The sequence below is a fragment of the Streptomyces sp. NPDC127098 genome, from assembly GCF_042722465.1.
Lineage (GTDB): Bacteria > Actinomycetota > Actinomycetes > Streptomycetales > Streptomycetaceae > Streptomyces > Streptomyces millisiae.
Map to the genome: position 1 here is coordinate 1 of NZ_JBHXFJ010000034.1, position 16007 is coordinate 16007.

Here is a 16007-nt window from a genome sequence, read left to right on the forward strand (position 1 = left end):
GAGACAGGCCACCGCCCGTTCGGGGCCTACCAGTAGGCCCCGGCGAACGTGCCGTCGAAGCCGGTGGCACGGTTGGCCCCCTCCGGAGTGGAGTGGACCTGCTCGATCCCCCCACAGTGGGCTCGGTACCAGCTGGCGGGCAAGCGCGGCTCATACCACTGGTGGGTGCATCGGCATCGCACGTGGACGGCATCCTCAACGAGGATGAGCAGCCAGTCCCGCTCCGCGCCGCACTCCCCGCACGTCAGCAGCCGCTGCCCGAGAGGAACCTCGAACGGATAGTGCCAGCAGTACGACCCGGCCTCATCTGGGGTTGGCCCCAGCGCCGTGGCGTCGTCCGGCACGGCAACCGGCGCAAGAAGCGGCACGGCCGGACTGGCGGACCGCTCGCGTCTCCTTGGCATCCGCATCGTCTCACCTCCCGTTGGCCAACGCCTCGGGCAAATGGTTGCTGCCGTTCGGCAGAAAGTCCAGCCTGGGCTTCGTGCCTCTCTAGGAACAGCAGTTGCTGATGCGTTTGGGAGGCGGTTGGTGATCGTTCGTCGTCCGGAGACGGCGGGTTTTGTGGCCATCGCTCCCTGACTGCTAGCGAGAGGGCAGATCGTGAGATTCACATCCTCGTTGACGACCCGAAGAGGGAGCCCAAGTGCTCGCGGATGCCGCTCGTCGATGCCATGGTTCGGTGGGGAGAGGTCTATATGCCGGTGAAGAGACTGGCTGTCGAACCTCGGGCTAGGCGGCGGTGGCTGATTTGCCGCGGAAGGGCTCCTTGCTGTCGAGTCCGCAGGTCCGCTCATCCTCCGAGTATGTACAGGGCACTCCATGCCCTTCTGCCTCCGACGCGTGAGAGCCCAGGCGCACACGCAAAACCGTCGGCCTCCCTGCTCAGAGGGAGGTCGACGGTTTGAGGTCTGAAACGTCAGTGTGCCTTCTCGTACGCCTCACGGATGTTGGCAGGCACCCGGCCGCGGTCGTTGACCTCCAAGCCGTTCTCCTTAGCCCACTCTCGGATCGCCGCAGTGTCCACGTCGGGCGCCGAGCGCTTGGCGGCTGCCGGCGCCTTCCTCCCACGTCCGAGCTTCCGACCCTTGTCCATGAACGGGGCGAGGGCATCAAGGAGCTTGTCGAAAGATTCGGGAGTCAGGTCAATCTCGTACTCTACGCCGTCCAAGCCGAACCGGTGCGAGTCGATCTCAGTCGACTCCTCCCCCGTCAGATCGTCCGAGTAGATAGTTACAACTTTCTGAGCCATGCGGCGGAGTATAGGCCCGCAGGCTGCCCTCCGATACTGCCTGCCCGCCTTCTGCCCCTTCCTCCCTGTGGGCTAACGCACGAGGAAGACGTCACTCCCTTGATCCCCTCCGGGTAGAGAGAGGGACCCATCGCTTCGGAGGTTGCCGGGATACCGCCCGAAGGACAGGCGGATGACTTCAGGGCCTCGCAGCAATCCGGCATTCTCCGTCCTGCCAGACTCGCTTCCCGCTTGGCGGCAAGAGACCCTCGGTTTCCTACGTGACGCTGGCCGACCCAAGGTCGGTGGGGCTCGCCAGAGGCGAGGTGGTGGCCAAAGGTTGGGGAACGGTCTTGGCTGCGGTCATACTTCTCTACCTTTTAACCGGCCCTTGGAGTTTGGGAGCTCGGCCGCTTTGTCGACCTCTCGGTGTTCTCGCCTCGTCGCACCGTGGTTTGTGGCCGGTGTGGGGAGGAGACATGGCGAAGGTGGCCGAGATGCCGCAGCCGCCAGGTCAGGACGTCGCTGATGAAGTGTGCGCTGGCCAGCTCACGGTGCCGAATGGCCTGGCGAAGCAGGGCTTCAGCGTCGCCGCCGGATTGTTCGACCTCCTCGAGCGTGGCAGCCAGCGCATGCCACCCGGGCTCGGCGAGCACACGTTGGGCGCCTTCCGGTAGGGCAGCTTGGAGGGTGGCGGCGTGTCGGGCGTGCCGGTGCGGGGGCAGCTGGCGGCCTTGTGCGCGCAGTGCGGCGAGGGGGCGAGCGGCGGCGATGCCGTAGGCGGCACGGAGGTGTTCGGCCGCATGGAGGGCGGCGGCGGCCTGCTGGTGGTGTGCGTGGGCGGCGTGCCAGCGGTGGGCGGCAACCGCGAGGAGGGTGAGGGCGGACAGGAGTATGGCGGTCGCGGCGCCGTCCCGGCCGCGGCCGAGCGCCGGGCCGGCGAGGACCACGCTGCGGGCGGCGCGGCGGAGGGCGCGGGCGTGGGCGTGGGCGTGGGCGGCGTGGACGTGTGAGCGGGAGGCGCGTTCGAAGGACCGTGCGGCTGCTGTGATCTGTGCTCGTGTCGGTGCGGTTGCGGTGGTGGTGAGCGCGTCGAGGAGTTCCCCGGTCGCGACGAGCTGCGCTGCGGCGGTTTCGTCGTCCTGGTCGAGGCGGGAGGCGGCCGTCCAGGCCGCGTCGGCGGCCTCGGCTCGTGCTCGTGCCGGGGGCGCCACCGGTGCGACGGGGTGAGGGCTGAGGCGTGCGCGGATGCGTGGCCAGGACAGGTCGGGGGCGAGCTTGGTGCCGGAGAACCACACCGGTTCCCCGCGGTGGTTGTGGTCGCCGGGCAGGGCGACGGTGTAGCCGAGGAGGTCGCCGGAGGGGGCGTGTCGCTGGCGCACGAGGAGGCCTTGTTCGGTGAGTCGGGTGAAGAACTCCTCCTGGCTGGTGGCGCCGGCTACGGCCTGGCGGACGGCGTCGCGTAGTTGTTCGCGTGGGGTGCGCTGGCGTCGGTGGCGTTCGGCTTTGAAGCGTTCGGCGCTGGTTGGTCGTGGTGCGGCCGTGCCGTCGCCTGGGTTGAGGCGGCGAAGTCCGAAGTCGCGTTCGATCTGGCGGCATTCGGCCTGGGCGCGGGCGGCGTCCTTGTGCAGCCGTGGTCGGCGGCCGTCTTCGCGGACCAAGGTGGCGATGATGTGGATGTGGTCGTCGGCGTGGCGGACGGCGGCCCAGCGGCAGCCGTCGACGTCCCCCTCGGGTGCGATGCCGGTGGCTGCGACGACCCGGCGGGCGATCGTCGCCCATTCGGCGTCGGTGAGGAGTCGGTCTTCGGGGGCGGCTCGTACCGAGCAGTGCCAGACGTGCCGTTGAGGGCGGTGCCGCTCGGGGAGTGCCCGCACCGGCTGGTCGAGGACGTGGGCGAGGTCCTTCAGCAGCGCGTGCTCGTCGCGGCCCGGGTCGGGTGCGGTGTCGTCCCAGGAGGCGACGAGGTGGGGATCGGTGTGCTGGTCGCGGATGCCTGGTCCGTAGAGGTAGGCCAACAGTCCGAGCGTGCGGGAGCCTCGCCGGGCGATCTTGGGGTTCATCGGTCCGCGCTCAAGACGGCCGGCCCCGCGGACCGGGCGGTCTTCGCAGCAGACGGACCGGTCCGTACACCGGCCCAGATGCGAGGAGATGCCACTGGGGGGCCGGGGCCCGGCGCGGCGCCGCAGCCGGTGGCGGAACGGCGTGCGGACCAGGTGGTGGACGGTCCATGCGTCGCCTGGCGGCTGCTGGCGCGGCGGTCACCGTGGTGCTGGGTCATCGTGGTCCGGGCTCTGGGCGCTGGCGTTGAGCCACGGCGTCCACGGCCACGTCGACACGGCGAATCGCCTGGGCGACCGTGTCCAGGACCGCCTGGGTGTGGGACGGGGGGCGTGCGCCGGAGTTGAGGGCCTTGGCGATCTGGTTGAGGTTGTTGCCGACGTAGCCGAGGTGGCGTCGAGCCAGGAAGAGCTCTCGGACCTTCGCGTGCTCGTCCGCGATGTAGGCGGCGGGCAGCGGCGATTGTGCGGCAGCGACCGCCGCCAGCGACAGGAACGCCGCGACCGACAGGCCGTTATCGGCCGCCGCTGCGCGCACGGCGGCCAGCTCGGCGTCGCTCAGGCGAACGCCGCGCACGTGGGGGCGCGGTTCGGGCAGCCGCAGGCGACGCCGAGCACGCGGGCGCCGGTCACGAGGCGCGGCCGGCGGCCTGGTCGCGGGCTGCTCGTCCGGCTCCCCCTGGAGCCGGACATCCTCCGCCTCCCCTGGGGCGGATTCCCCGTAAGAAGCTTCGCCGTCCTCGGCGAAGCTTCTTACGGGATAACTTGCTCGGGCACCGTCCGTGGCAGAAGAGGCGCTTCCGGTAGCGGTGTTGCGAGGATCCGGAGTGGCGGTCACCGGCGCTGGCCACGCTGCACGCTGGCGATGAAGCGGCTGGCCTCTGCCGGCGTCGTGAGGAAGCAGGGTGAGGAGTCCGGTGTGCGTTGCACGGCCCACCCGCTCCTGCCGACGGGTTCGGCGGAATGCAGCAGGCCACGGGCGCACAGGATGGTGAGCCACGCGTCCACGACGGCCGGATCGGCCATCTGATCGGTCATACCTTGGTCCTTCGAGCGTCTATCCACACAGCGGGCAGTGCCGCAGGTGGTGATTGAGGGAGTTCGCCATGCGGCGGCGGAGGACCTTGGCGTTGGTCGCCAGGACCTTGCCGTTGGACGTGCCGGTCCGGAGCACGGCGCTGTCGGCCTCCCGGCTGATGGCGAGCTCGTAGTCGTTCTTGATCTCGGTGAATCTGGCGCAGTGGTATCTCATGACCGGCTCTGGGACTTGGTGATGCTTGCTTCGTTGCGGAGGGTCTGCAGGACGATGCCGAGGCGCTCGTTGCTGATCTTGATCTGGTGGGCCTGGAGGGCGGAGCGGACCAGGCGGCGGCTGACCCGTCCGGCCTCCTGGACCGCGCTCTGGGCGACGAGCAGCGCTTCGTCGGGAGCGGTCTCCGTTCCCGGACCGGTCTCGTCACGGTCCGGCGGCGCCCCGCCGTCCTCACGCGGGAAGGGCGTCGTCGTCGAGGCGATGGGGCCTTCTGGTGTTGTCGGAACATCGAGAAGGTCCGCTGTGCCGGTGGTGGGCCGGACGACGCTGGACTGGTCCACGCGGCTGCCGTCCGGTCCGCCCTCGGTCCGCGTGGCGGCTGACGCCTCGGTGCGTGGGGTGCCGCTGCGTCGGGCGATCAGGATGTAGAGGTGGACGGCGCCGGCGAGGGCGAGCGGGGCGATGGTGGAGAGCACGCCGACCGTGATGTCGCCGAGGCGGAGGCCGTCGCCGCCGGGGTTCTGCTGGTTGAGTCGGACGGCGTGCAGGCCATTGGCCCAGATGCTGGTGGCGGTCGCCGCGCTGAACAACGCCCACACATACAGCCGGGCGGCGAAGTGGGCGTCGCGCAGGACGACCAGGGCTCTGACGCTGTAGGCGATGAACCCGTCGATCACCAGGGGGAAGAGCCAGACAAGGGCGTCGCGGACGTGAATGGCCGCGGCCATCTGCTGCAGCGCGTCGAAGGAGAGGACACCGCCTGCCGCGCCCAGGCCCAGGATGGCCATGCGGTCCCAGCCGCTGATGCGCACCCTGGCAGCGGCGGTGTGGGTCATGCCGCGCGCCCCAGGCTCGGCGGCGAGGCGTCCGTGTGCGGGTACGGGCGGATCGGAGCTGCTTCGGCCAACCGGCGATGGCTGGCCTCGCGGCTGGCTCGACGAAGCAGCCGCTCGGCATGGTCCTCCGAGATCTTCAGCATGCGGGCGAGGTGATCGGTGCTCACCTCGCGGGCGTAGGCCGTGCGGACGACGGCTCGGCGCTCGGCGTTGGTGAGGTGGATGTCGCGGCCGGCCAAGGTGGCCTCGACGCGGTCGTAGTCCAGGCGGTTGTCGATGTTGGCGTGGAGCGGTTCGCGTTCCTCCTCGGTAAGGCCGCCCCAGATGCCGTAGCGGTCGTTGTTCTCGAGGGCCGAGTCGAGGCAAACCTGCTGGACGGGGCAGCGGGCGCAGTAGCGCTTGGCCTCGGTAATGCGGAGGATGTGGTCGGCGTCGGGGAAGAAGAGGTCGGGGTCGTCCGTAGCGGCGCCGCGGCATGCGGCCCGTTCCTGCCAGGACTGGTCGCCGAGACGGCGGTAGGCAGGCGATATCCCGGAAGCGAGCATGGGAAGGGTCTCCTCAAAGGCGCCCGTCTTCCCCGGCTCTCCCTAGGCCCAGGCATACGAGGTCGTCCGGTTGCCGGCCAGGGGAGGGTCGACGGGGGTGTGGTGAAAGGTGGCGTTAGGCGGCGGACTTCCGGCGTCTGTCGGGTCCGGCGAAGATGGCGCGGCCGGTCATCCCAGCGAGTCGGGACGCGACACGCTCCCCGACCGCTTGTCGCAGCTGGCCGATCGGCAGGTTGCAGGTGACGAGCGTCGGCAGCATCTCGGCGTACCGGTGGTTGATCACGCGGTAGGTGACCTCTTCGGTCCACTCGCTGCCCTTGGCGGCCCCGAGATCGTCCAGGAGCAGCAGCGGGCAGCGGGCGATCGCGTTCAGCTCGCGCTCGGTATCGACACCGGCTCGGGGACGGAGCGCGGCGTAGAGGTCGGCGGCGGTGGTGGCCTGCCAGGCCAGCCGCGCGCCGGCAGCCGCCAGGGCTCGGATGGCGCCGAACGCCTCATGGGTCTTGCCGGTGCCGGTCGGTCCCACCATCAGCAACGACGGGCCGCCCACAGCCGTCAGCTCTCCGCCGGGGCCACGCCGCGTGGCGGCCAGCATCGCGTTCACCCAGTGACGCAGCTGAGGGTGGTCGACTTCGGCCTGCCGGAACCGGGCGGGAATCCGCCCGTCCGCACGATCAGCCTCGGGGTCGCGAGCCTCGGGCGGCTCGGGCCGTACCTCGATACCGCGAGCGGCCATGATGGCGAACACCCGCCGGACCGCCGGTGCGTCGAGGGTCTGTGGATCGCGAGTGATCATCACAGCTCCTCGGCGTAGGCAGCGGCATCGGCTGGGGCACCCCAACCGACGTGGCCTGCGACGGTAGCGGCGGAATCCGGTCGCGCCAAACGCTCCCCGGCGCCGTTGAGCACCTCGTTGACCAGACTCGGCAGCACGGAGGGATGCTTCGGCGAGGCACGGAACCGAGCCAGGGCTGCTCGAACGACGCTCACGTCGACGCCCTCGAGCAGCAACTCGCGGACCTCCCGCCCCAGATGCGCCAGCACCTTCGCCGGCGGACGGGAACGGCAGCCGACGACGTACTCCGCCAACAACTCCCTCACCCCCGGGACGAGGGCTTCCTCCTTCGCCCGGGGCGGCCCAGGCCGGCCCGCATCAGCGGTAGATCCACGATCCATGGTCCAAGATCCAGTACGTGAGCCCTCGCCGCCCACCGGCGACGCCTCGTCGAGGACTCGCCGAGGGGACGGCGAACCCTCGACGATTCCGCTCTGACCAGCAGCAACGCCCGCTTCCGCTGAAATCTCCGCCGATTCCAAGACCTCGTTCGAACCCTCGCCGACCATTCGCCGAGCGCTCGACGAGTCTTCGCCCCACCCTCGCGTCACTCTCGTCGAGGGTTCGCCGCACGGCGTCGCCCGGCACACCGGGCAGGCCGCATCAACGTTGTGCGCCCGGCAGGCCGGCATCCGCGAGCGCGAGGGCCGGTCGATCTTCTGATGCCTCGCCCACGTCACGATGTGCAGGTACGTCCGCCCGTCACAGCCGGCGTAGCGGCAGATCAGCCCCGCCTCCGCCAGCTGGTGCAGGTCCTCCTCGACGTGAACTGGGGTGTGCTCCGGACGCAACGGCCACAGGGCCCCGGTGATGATGGCCGCGTGGTCCCGATGACGACCCTGATCGTCAGCCTGGGTCAACAGCCCGAAGAAGGTGCGCTCCGCGGTCAGCGACACCGACGCCAAGGTCTCCGAGACGAACGCCTCCGGCTTGATCGTGCGGATTCTCGCCACTCCGATCAACTCCCCAACAGGAGAAGGAAATCAGGAGCCGACGCTGGCGAATTGGCGCCACATGGGGTGGGTGGCGCTTCCAGTCCGACTTTCGACATGCCACAATCTCCCTTGCGTAGACGGAGCGCCCAGGGCTACCTCATCCCAGGGCCTGGGCCGCTCCGATTACCGATTCCGCCGCTCGCACGCGGCGGCCACGGTGCTCCGGAGGTTGCCTCCTCCGGAGCACCGTGGTTTTGCGCTCACGATGCCACTCGATGAAGCGCCTAGATCACACGGCTAACAGTCGATAGCCCCAACTCCCTCCTCTGCCCAGCGATTTCGGCACCGCATCGCAAGCGATCAGCACCATACGAGCCGCAGGCGCCACACATCCAGCATTCCGCGAAGAAGATCAAGCGATCCCGATGCCAAGGAGCCACGAGAACCGGCACACCCGCTGCGACGACGCGCCATGACCTCGACGGACGAGGCCTTCGCAGCAGAGCACGACCAGATACAACCGTCGCCGCGCCCTTCGGCGTACGAAGGCACGGGATCCAGCCACGAAAAGTAGCCAGTCCAATACGACGACGGCCCATTGCAGCCCCTTTCCTGCAACCACACCTCGAAGCCGTCACTCCAAGGCGGCTTGGCATGTGACCCTACAAACAGCCTCACAATGGGTCAATGATCAGCCACGATCACACATACCGACCGCAGGAAATCGATTTACTCCGTAACCGGTGCAGGCAACTCCGTAATTACTAGGGCATGCTGACTTTTCGTCATCGCTAGACACAGCAGCCAGCGCACTCCAACAGCCCTGATCATGCCGTCTGGCAACTTAGCGCCAGTCCAGTAATTGCCATGCGACGCGGACACGTGATCGGGGGCCATAGCGAGATCCGTTGCCAACTTCATCACCAAGTGCGACAACCCGAGAGCACCCCGTGCAGAGAAGAGGGCCGGAAGTTAGTAAGTCGCATCGGGCAGGGGGCCAGCGCTCCGTCTCGCCCCCTGCTACCTTCCCAAACCGGCCCGTGGCCAAGTGCGCCGACACCGAAGACCTCGGCGAACTTCGGCTGCGCCACCCTACGCCTCGTAGGCATCGGCAAGTGCTGCGTCCCGCTGCCCAGGAGGTTGGCCGCCCCGCTGTCGCCCTGCTGGCCCCCCAGGTGACGGTGAAGAACGCCGAGCTCGATGCGGCCGTAGCCGCCGCGGTCGCCCAGGGTGTGTTCGTTGTCGTCGCGGCCGGCGACGACAACGATGACGCCGTCAATCGCTCGCCGGCCGGTGCGCCCAGCGCCTTCACCGTCGGCGCCAGCTCCATCGCAGACGAGCTCGCCTACCCGTCCAACTACGGCGGCCCCGTCGATCTCTTCGCCCCCGGCCTCAACGTCGAGTCGGCCTGGATCGGCTCGTCCACCATGGAAAACACCATGTCCGGGACTGCGCAGGCCGCAGCACACGTCGCGGGACTGGCGGCCTACCTGATCTCCACCTCCAAGGACATCACGGCCGCCAACGTCGGCGCCGCCATCACGGCCCTGGCGACCAAGGACGCCCTGTCGGACATCCCCACCGGCAGCTCGAACCTGCTGGCTTACAACAACGCCTTCGGTTCCTGAACCCGCTGTCCGGCTCCAGTCCGGGCCGTTGAAGGGGCGTCGCGGGCCCCCTCGCTCCAGCCGCAACTGGCCGCCAGTGGGGAGTCATAACTGGCCGTCCGTGGGGGATTCCACCTGGCCGCTGTCACTGGAGTTGGCGGGCTGTGTGTCCAAGCGGGCGGGGCGTGGTCTCCGGGTACGCAGAGATGTGTTCTGGTGTATCGGCAGGGTGAACTGCGGCCGTCCGTCGCTTGCTCGATCGAGTGAATCCCTGGGCTTGGCCCATGGTGATGGTTCCGTGTGGAGGTTTGGGGAGCAGGGGGGGAGGGACGCCGCCAGGGCGGGTTGCACACCGGATCGGGGCGTGGTCGGTGGCTCCTAGAGTGCGGATCATGACAATCCCCACTGAGTCGATCGGCAGCATTCCTCGTCCGCGTGAGCTGCAGGAGGCGCTTGCCGCGCACGCCGAAGGACGCCTGGCTGAGGCGGAACTGCGCACGCTCCAGGAGAAGGCGGTCGCCGAGACCCTCGCCCGGCTGGAGGAGCTGGGCTGCGTGGTCGTGGTCGACGGTGACCAGGCCAAGCCCAGCACGATCACCTACCCCCTTGACGGGCTTACCTCCCTCGACCCCAAGGGCATGGTGATTTCCTTCGCCGACGGCCATACCCGGCAGCTGCCCCGGCTGACCGCCGGCCCGTTCAGCTACCAGGTCCGCGCCGAGACCTACCTCCGGGAGGCCAGCCGGCGCACCGCCCGCCCGGTCAAGCAGTCCGTCGTCGCACCCTCCGCCCTGAGTCTGCTCTACCCGTCCGAGCCGATCGACGGATACTCCCGCGAGGCGTTCCTGCGCGATCTCGTTGACGAGGCCGAGGCCGACATCCGTGGCTGCCTGGACGCGGGCGCGCACTGCGTGCAGCTGGACTTCACCGAAGGCCGGCTGGCCCTGAAGCTCGACCCGTCCGGCGGCGTCCTGGACGACTTCATCGCCCTCAACAACGAGGTTCTCGGCCGGTTCAGCGAGGCCGAACGGGCCCGTCTCGGTGTCCACACCGACCCCGGCGCCGACATGGACTCCACCCACAGCCTCGACGTCGACTACGCCGGACTGCTGCCCAAGCTGTTCCAGCTCAAGGTCGGCAGCTTCTACCTCCAACTGGCCGGCGAGCCCGACCCCGAGCGCGTCCTCCCGATCGTCGCCGACCAGCTGCGTCCGGGAATCCGTGTGTTCGTCGGCGTCACCGACCCCATCAGCGCGACGGTGGAGACGCCCGAAGAGGTACGCGACCGGATCCTGTTCGCCGCCCGGTACATCCCTGTGGAACAGCTCGGCAGCTGTGACGACGCCGGCTTCTCCCCCTGGGCCGACGACACCTCCACCTCGCGAGACCTCGCCTTCGCCAAGATCGAGGCCCGTGTGCGAGGCACCGCGCTCGCCGCCGCGGCCCTCGGCCTGTAACCACGCCCGCGGATGCGTGCTTCACCTGGCGACTCCCGTCAGGTGAAGCACTCGGTCAGAGCCACTCGTTGATGGCAGCGACGACGACGGTCGCCTCGTAGCGGACGGCGAGCTTGTCGTAGCGCGTGGCGACGGCCCGGTGTCTCTTGAGTCGGTTGATCCCACACTCGACCGCGTGGCGCTCGCGGTAGTCGGCCGGGTCGAAGCGCGGCGGCCGGCCGCCGCGGGAGCCGAGGTTCCGGCGGTTGCGTGCCTGGTCGGCCTTGTCGGGGATGGTGCAGCGGATTCCGCGGCGGCGCAGGTAGACGCGGTTTCTGCGAGAGGCGTACGCCTTGTCGGCCCGGACGCGATCGGGTCGGACGCGCGGCCGTCCCGGCCCGATGCGGGGCACGCGGACCTTCTCCAGCACCAGCTCGAACTGCGGCGAGTCTCCACGCTGCCCGGCCGTCACCACGATCGACATGGGTTTCTGCCCCTGCTCGACGGCCAGGTGCAGCTTGGTGGTGAACCCGCCGCGCGAGCGTCCCAGCCCGTGATCACCGGGCTCGGTCAACACGCCGCCGGGCGGCTCCTTCTGCAGGTCACTCCGTTTCCGAGTCCCTGCCGCATGCTGATGAGCGCGGCACACCGTGGAGTCGACGCTCAGGTCCCATGTGATCGCACCCTTCGCGTCGGCCAGGGACTGGAGCCGGGTGAGGACCCGGTGCCAGGTGCCGTCCCGCTGCCATCGGCGGAACAGGTCGTAGACCCGGCCCCACGGCCCGTACTCGATGGGTACGTCCCGCCACGGAACACCGGTCCGGACCCGGAACCGTATGCCGTTGATCAGCTGCCGCCGAGGCCAGACGGGCGGCCGCCCCGCCCTCGCCCCCTTTGGCAACAGCGGCTCCAGTGCCGCCCACTGCTCGTCCGTGAGATCTCCCCTACCCATGGACCATGATCATCCACGGCCCAAGATCCACTTCCGATACACGGCCTAGGCGGACCCGCCGAGTTCCTGTGTGCGCGGGTGCTGCCCTCGTTGGCCGGCCTCATCACCCAGGGACTCCAACTACGAGTCCGCTTCGGCATGCCGGACGACCTGCTCGCCGACGTGACGCAAGGCGCCCTCGACATCGCCATCAGCACCCTGCGACCACGACGGCGTGGACTGCGCGTCGACACCCTCGTCGACGAGGAGTTCGCCCTTCTCGCCGCGCCCTCCTGGAGCCTGGACGACCTCGACAGGGCACCGCTGATCGCCTACGCCGAGAACCTCCCGATCCTGCGCCGCTACTGGCGCACGGTCTTCGACACCCGCCTCACCCGGGTCCCCGCCGTCGTCGTCCCCGACCTCCGCGGCGTCCTGGCCACGGTCACCGCCGGCGCGGGCGTCACCGTCCTGCCCACCTACCTGTGCGCCACCGAACTCGCCGAGGGGCGGCTGCATATACTCCACCCGCCGGAGATACCGCCGATCAACACCCTGTTCCTGACCAGCCGGGCCGGCGTCACCCACCCCGCCGCGACGGCGGTCCGCGGCCACTTGCTCCTCCAGAGCCACATGTGGGCGTCCGACGCCGAATGACAGGCCGAGGTCGGCTCCTGCTCCTCGTCGTCGTCCAGCACGCCACGCTCCACAGATCGACCTCGTCGACGCTCGCGTGCGCACCGCGCTGCTCGCCAGGTTTCCGCGCCGTGGTCGACGGCCACCTCAATGCGCTCGCTGTCCGCCCTCTCGGTTTCCTGGCAGCCTTCCCGCAACCGCCCACACGCCCTGGGCGGGGGTGGCTGCCGGACGCCGTCGTCAGGGCCGGTTCGGGTCGGAGTGCACCACCATGAAGAGCGACCAGGCGGGCGCGGCTGGGTCGTCCCCGGCCGCCGCACCGGCCAGCCGCTGGGCTCGAACCATCTGTCCGCGCTCCTGAACCAGGCCGGCATCCCGATCGCCGCAGCCCGCGGCGCCGCCATCCGGCAGCAACTCCTCGAACTCCCCGCACCCGTCGTCGCAGACGCTCTCGGCTACCACAACAAGACCACCAGCCGACTCCGCAACGAGACCGGCGGAACCTGGAGCCGATACGCCCCGGGGGATCACACAAGGTCACCAGCGGGCTGGGTCCCTCGGGGAACCAGCGACAGTTGAATACGGGAGCCCACCGGTATCAACCCCCGAGTCAGCCCGGTCCGTACGGGAGCTATCGGCAAGTTGCCCGCTCCGAGTGTCGCCAGCAGCCGGCGTCTCCGTGGCAGCGTTCGACGCCGTTTCGGCAGCAACAGCGGTGCGACGTTTGCTCCATTTGTCGTAGGCGACAGTCCCCACGATGGAGGCGCCGGTGATGGCGCCGCCGATGATGATGCCCCGCCCGGTGTAAAAGGCGCGAAGCGCGGTGGGACCGCCGCGCTTGGCTGCTTCCTTGGCCAGTTCCGCGTAGGCCCACGCCATGGTGCTCCTCAATTCGTGTAGCTCACTCAGGGATGGATCGATGATCCCAGGGCGGCACGTCGTGGGTGGAGCGTTCACGGATGTTCGTCACCGGCGCGGGAGCCTCCGCCGCCGATGGTGCGGCCCGCAGCGGGAGGCACTGCGGGCACCTGACCGCCGCTCGACGGCCCCTGGAAGTGGTCGGTGAAGGAGTCGCCCCTGGCACCGGATGCCGCTCGCGATCACGCATTGTCACGGGCCGCTTGGAGTCTTCGGCGAACTCGCGACCGTCGAATATGAGAGCCCACCAGTAGAGCGGCGGCTACAGCTCCTCAATCCAGAGGTGCCCCGGGTGTACGCGGGTGAGTAGCTCGGCCAGGGTCTCGCGCTGTGCCGAGGTCATGTGCGGGACGGTCGCCTCGAAGTCTGCTTGATCCTTCCGGCGGGCGTGCTTGGCCTTGAACAGCAAGACCAGTTCAGGCGCCAGATACGGGATGCCGTCTTGGGTGTGATGGACGATCTCGCTGTAGGGAAGCCGAATTCTCTCATCGCGTCGGCAGATCCAGGTGTCGCCGTCGTGCGGTTCGCGGAACACGTCGAGCAGGTAGTTTCCAGTGGCCGGATCGCGGAGCCATGTCTGATACACGGCGGCCAGCACCCCCGGTGTGGCGTTCTCCCAGATCCGGCCGCTGCCTGCTGCGTCGAAGACGTATCCGGGGTAGCGGCGGCGAACCTCGGGGAAGCTCGCGGCCGGAATCGCGATCTCGATGTCTCCATGAGCGCGCGTCTGGGTACCGCGGAACAAGTCCAGCGCCCAGCCCGCGGCCACGTACCAAGGCGTGCTGATCCCGACCATCTGCTGCGCGACCTCACTCGGGGTCCAGCAACATGACCACCTGGTCTGGAGGGCTTCTATCTCGTCGGGTGACAGTTCGATGCCGCCGCCGGGTAGTTGCTCGCTCACCGCAGGAAATTATCAGCCGAGTCAAAGATCCTCGGAGCCGGACGCCGCTGGCGATCACGCAATGCCACCAGACAGTTGGACTCCTCGGCGAACCCGCGACAGATGAACACGAGAGCCCAGCAGTACCAGGGCCGGGCAAAGCGAAGGAGTGCCAGCCGAGCACGTCGACGTGGCCGGCCAGCGCCGGCGCGCCTTCCTGCGTGACGCCGTGTCCACCTGCTCACTGACGGCCCCAGGCCACACATCCCCTGCGCTCAATCCGCCAAGCACAGCGCTCACTCGCCAACTAAAACGCTCAGTCACAACAACGCCGCGCGACACGTTGCCCTCCCCCCGAGCCATAAATCGAACGTCTGATCTAATCTGGGGCATGGCGTATCCCGGTATCCCCGACGACTTGCTCCTCGCTCAACGCGAGCTGAACCACACCTACGCCGCCCTTGCCACCCCGGCGCCCCCGCCTGACGCCACCCAACTGCGGCGTCGGCTCCTGCGTTTGACCTGCCGCATCGCCTTCCACCCCTTCTGGGCGGACAGGTCCACGACCTGGGCAGAGCTCCGCCGCCGTGCCCGCGATCTCGAACATCGGGAGGCCACTGGGTGAGCGCCGACCGACGGGCGGAGATCCTGCGCTCGATCCGCGAAGCGATCACTGATCGCGGCGAGGCCCCCAGCGTCCGCGAGATCGCGCGGATGGTCGGCCTGTCGAGCCCCTCCACGGTGCACCACCACCTGCGGGAGATGGAGCAGCAGGGCGTCGTCCGGAGCAGCGGCCAGGGCCGTTCGCGCCGCTATCTGCCCCGATGAGGCGAGGCCAGTCTCGGACGGAGCCCGGGCATCGGCCAACCCTCAATGAACGCGGCCGAGGTGGATGACGCTGACACGCACCTGGTGGTCGTTGGCCTCGTACATCACCCGGTAGAGCCCGACGTGGATGCGCAGTAGATCGTCGCTGCCGAACGCGCCCTCGGGCCGCGGGTTGTCCGCAGGTGGTCGACGGCGGCGAAGACCTGGCGGATGCCCTGCGGGTCGCTTTTCGCGAACCGCTCAGCCTGGGCGACGGCTTCAGGCTCCCAGTCGACCTCGTAGGTCACGCCTCTCCGCCGAAGACCCGGCGGTAGGCCTCCGGGTGCGGGACGCCGGCGGACTCCCCGCGTTCCTGCCGTGCACGGTAGGCGGAGCTGACGAGCACCGCGACGGTGTGGCCGTGGTCGGTGATCGCCACCGGTTCGCGGGTCGTGCTGACCTCGCGGGCGATCGCGCCGAGCCGAGCTCGGGCCTCGACGATCGAGTAGCTGGTCTCCGTCATGCACACCACATTACAGAAGTGCACACTTGGTGACCGCCGTTCAGCCACCGCGGGCCCGAAAGGCCCCGCCGTGCGATCTGTCGCCGGCGATTGCCGCACAGTCGCGTTCCGCGATGCAACTCGCGGACCGTGACGTCGTGTGCGGCCAAGGACATCGAAGCGCACCCGGAGCCCCGCGGGGGCGTGGCGAGCATGCACGTCACCGGCGGCTTGCGGCGGTACCGCCGGTCACCGCCGCGCCGAAGGCAGCCACGGCCGGGATGGCGTCGACGTTGCCGCTCAGGAAGAGGAGGAGCAGGGTCACCGAGGTGATCAGCCCAGACAGAGCGGGGACCCACCGGGCCAAGCGCTCGAAACGCGGGGTGGGACTGTCGTCCTCGGCAGGCGGGGCGGCGGCCATCTCCGGTCGTTCCTCCTCGGGATGTCCCGGCGATCCGGGTTCCGTTGTGGTGGCGTGTTGACACGGCTGACCTTGTCTCTTTCGGGACCGCTCATCCAAACGGCTGGGTATTGTTCCGACCACAACACGGGGTTGTTCCGTCACAACCCGGGGTCGGTGGGGGTGGGATGGC

General features: G+C 69.0%; 18 protein-coding genes. 4 read left to right on the forward strand and 14 right to left on the reverse strand.

The window, feature by feature from the left end; all coding sequences use genetic code 11:
• Positions 1 to 919: 919 nt before the first annotated feature.
• From ACFWI8_RS21365 to ACFWI8_RS21405, 9 genes are all read right to left on the reverse strand, one after another.
• The gene (locus ACFWI8_RS21365; protein ID WP_387093860.1) at positions 920 to 1252 is read right to left on the reverse strand and encodes an Lsr2 family protein; all 333 of its coding nucleotides are present in this window, start codon (positions 1250 to 1252) and stop codon (positions 920 to 922) included.
• A 359-nt stretch (positions 1253 to 1611) separates the two neighbouring features.
• Entirely contained in the window at positions 1612 to 3294 is a 1683-nt protein-coding gene (locus ACFWI8_RS21370; RefSeq protein ID WP_387093863.1) for a relaxase/mobilization nuclease domain-containing protein, read from the reverse strand.
• Between the two features lie 214 nt (positions 3295 to 3508).
• The gene (locus ACFWI8_RS21375; RefSeq protein WP_387093866.1) at positions 3509 to 3868 is read right to left on the reverse strand and encodes a plasmid mobilization protein; all 360 of its coding nucleotides are present in this window, start codon (positions 3866 to 3868) and stop codon (positions 3509 to 3511) included.
• A 257-nt stretch (positions 3869 to 4125) separates the two neighbouring features.
• A complete protein-coding gene (locus tag ACFWI8_RS21380; protein ID WP_387093869.1) occupies positions 4126 to 4329 on the reverse strand; it encodes a hypothetical protein in 204 nt (67 codons plus the stop codon).
• Positions 4330 to 4348: 19 nt separating this feature from the next.
• Positions 4349 to 4543, reverse strand: coding sequence for a hypothetical protein (locus tag ACFWI8_RS21385; protein ID WP_387093872.1), 195 nt, complete (start codon positions 4541 to 4543; stop codon positions 4349 to 4351).
• On the reverse strand, positions 4540 to 5379 hold the full coding sequence (locus ACFWI8_RS21390) for a DUF2637 domain-containing protein (protein WP_387093874.1): 840 nt from the start codon (positions 5377 to 5379) through the stop codon (positions 4540 to 4542). The genes ACFWI8_RS21385 and ACFWI8_RS21390 overlap by 4 nt, the downstream gene beginning before the upstream one ends.
• Complete coding sequence (locus ACFWI8_RS21395) at positions 5376 to 5924, reverse strand: WhiB family transcriptional regulator (RefSeq protein WP_387093877.1); 549 nt, start codon at positions 5922 to 5924, stop codon at positions 5376 to 5378. Before ACFWI8_RS21395 ends, ACFWI8_RS21390 begins: the two co-directional genes overlap by 4 nt.
• A 115-nt stretch (positions 5925 to 6039) precedes the next feature.
• The gene (locus ACFWI8_RS21400) at positions 6040 to 6720 is read right to left on the reverse strand and encodes an ATP-binding protein (RefSeq protein ID WP_387093879.1); all 681 of its coding nucleotides are present in this window, start codon (positions 6718 to 6720) and stop codon (positions 6040 to 6042) included.
• Positions 6720 to 7712, reverse strand: coding sequence for a hypothetical protein (locus ACFWI8_RS21405; protein WP_387093882.1), 993 nt, complete (start codon positions 7710 to 7712; stop codon positions 6720 to 6722). Before ACFWI8_RS21405 ends, ACFWI8_RS21400 begins: the two co-directional genes overlap by 1 nt.
• Positions 7713 to 8809: 1097 nt before the next feature.
• Between ACFWI8_RS21405 and ACFWI8_RS21410 the strand changes: the two genes are divergently transcribed.
• Together ACFWI8_RS21410 and ACFWI8_RS21415 are read left to right on the forward strand one after the other, a co-directional pair.
• Positions 8810 to 9322 carry a S8 family serine peptidase gene (locus ACFWI8_RS21410; RefSeq protein WP_387093884.1) on the forward strand — a complete coding sequence of 171 codons (513 nt, stop codon included), beginning with the start codon at positions 8810 to 8812 and terminating at the stop codon, positions 9320 to 9322.
• 371 nt (positions 9323 to 9693) lie between these two features.
• Entirely contained in the window at positions 9694 to 10758 is a 1065-nt protein-coding gene (locus ACFWI8_RS21415) for a 5-methyltetrahydropteroyltriglutamate--homocysteine methyltransferase (protein ID WP_311598533.1), read from the forward strand.
• A gap of 55 nt (positions 10759 to 10813) precedes the next feature.
• Here ACFWI8_RS21415 and ACFWI8_RS21420 read toward each other — a convergent pair whose 3' ends face one another.
• Positions 10814 to 11689, reverse strand: a complete 876-nt coding sequence (locus tag ACFWI8_RS21420; protein WP_387093888.1) for an IS5 family transposase — start codon at positions 11687 to 11689, stop codon at positions 10814 to 10816.
• A 78-nt stretch (positions 11690 to 11767) separates the two neighbouring features.
• Here ACFWI8_RS21420 and ACFWI8_RS21425 point away from each other — a divergent pair, with 78 nt between their 5' ends.
• A complete protein-coding gene (locus tag ACFWI8_RS21425; protein ID WP_387093891.1) occupies positions 11768 to 12325 on the forward strand; it encodes a substrate-binding domain-containing protein in 558 nt (185 codons plus the stop codon).
• A 1159-nt stretch (positions 12326 to 13484) separates the two neighbouring features.
• Here ACFWI8_RS21425 and ACFWI8_RS21430 read toward each other — a convergent pair.
• Positions 13485 to 14126 carry a nucleotidyltransferase domain-containing protein gene (locus ACFWI8_RS21430; RefSeq protein WP_387093894.1) on the reverse strand — a complete coding sequence of 214 codons (642 nt, stop codon included), beginning with the start codon at positions 14124 to 14126 and terminating at the stop codon, positions 13485 to 13487.
• Positions 14127 to 14726: 600 nt separating this feature from the next.
• Here ACFWI8_RS21430 and ACFWI8_RS21435 point away from each other — a divergent pair.
• Complete coding sequence (locus ACFWI8_RS21435; protein ID WP_387093897.1) at positions 14727 to 14933, forward strand: ArsR family transcriptional regulator; 207 nt, start codon at positions 14727 to 14729, stop codon at positions 14931 to 14933.
• A 104-nt stretch (positions 14934 to 15037) separates the two neighbouring features.
• On the opposite strand, the gene ACFWI8_RS21440 is transcribed toward ACFWI8_RS21435, so the two are convergent.
• From ACFWI8_RS21440 to ACFWI8_RS21450, 3 genes are all read right to left on the reverse strand, one after another.
• Positions 15038 to 15220, reverse strand: coding sequence for a hypothetical protein (locus tag ACFWI8_RS21440; protein ID WP_387093899.1), 183 nt, complete (start codon positions 15218 to 15220; stop codon positions 15038 to 15040).
• Positions 15217 to 15435: a type II toxin-antitoxin system Phd/YefM family antitoxin gene (locus ACFWI8_RS21445; protein WP_387093902.1), complete on the reverse strand. Its 219-nt coding sequence runs from the start codon at positions 15433 to 15435 to the stop codon at positions 15217 to 15219. The genes ACFWI8_RS21440 and ACFWI8_RS21445 overlap by 4 nt, the downstream gene beginning before the upstream one ends.
• A gap of 199 nt (positions 15436 to 15634) precedes the next feature.
• Positions 15635 to 15835: a hypothetical protein gene (locus tag ACFWI8_RS21450; protein WP_387093905.1), complete on the reverse strand. Its 201-nt coding sequence runs from the start codon at positions 15833 to 15835 to the stop codon at positions 15635 to 15637.
• Positions 15836 to 16007: the final 172 nt, after the last annotated feature.

Coding starts and splice junctions, on each gene's coding strand:
- ACFWI8_RS21420 (WP_387093888.1), bottom strand. CDS start 11,689: ATGGGTAGGGGAGATCTCACGGACGAGCAGTGGGCGGCACTGGAGCCG.
- ACFWI8_RS21415 (WP_311598533.1), top strand. CDS start 9,694: ATGACAATCCCCACTGAGTCGATCGGCAGCATTCCTCGTCCGCGTGAG.
- ACFWI8_RS21395 (WP_387093877.1), bottom strand. CDS start 5,924: ATGCTCGCTTCCGGGATATCGCCTGCCTACCGCCGTCTCGGCGACCAG.
- ACFWI8_RS21445 (WP_387093902.1), bottom strand. CDS start 15,435: ATGACGGAGACCAGCTACTCGATCGTCGAGGCCCGAGCTCGGCTCGGC.
- ACFWI8_RS21365 (WP_387093860.1), bottom strand. CDS start 1,252: ATGGCTCAGAAAGTTGTAACTATCTACTCGGACGATCTGACGGGGGAG.
- ACFWI8_RS21370 (WP_387093863.1), bottom strand. CDS start 3,294: ATGAACCCCAAGATCGCCCGGCGAGGCTCCCGCACGCTCGGACTGTTG.
- ACFWI8_RS21450 (WP_387093905.1), bottom strand. CDS start 15,835: ATGGCCGCCGCCCCGCCTGCCGAGGACGACAGTCCCACCCCGCGTTTC.
- ACFWI8_RS21390 (WP_387093874.1), bottom strand. CDS start 5,379: ATGACCCACACCGCCGCTGCCAGGGTGCGCATCAGCGGCTGGGACCGC.
- ACFWI8_RS21380 (WP_387093869.1), bottom strand. CDS start 4,329: ATGACCGATCAGATGGCCGATCCGGCCGTCGTGGACGCGTGGCTCACC.
- ACFWI8_RS21400 (WP_387093879.1), bottom strand. CDS start 6,720: ATGATCACTCGCGATCCACAGACCCTCGACGCACCGGCGGTCCGGCGG.
- ACFWI8_RS21385 (WP_387093872.1), bottom strand. CDS start 4,543: ATGAGATACCACTGCGCCAGATTCACCGAGATCAAGAACGACTACGAG.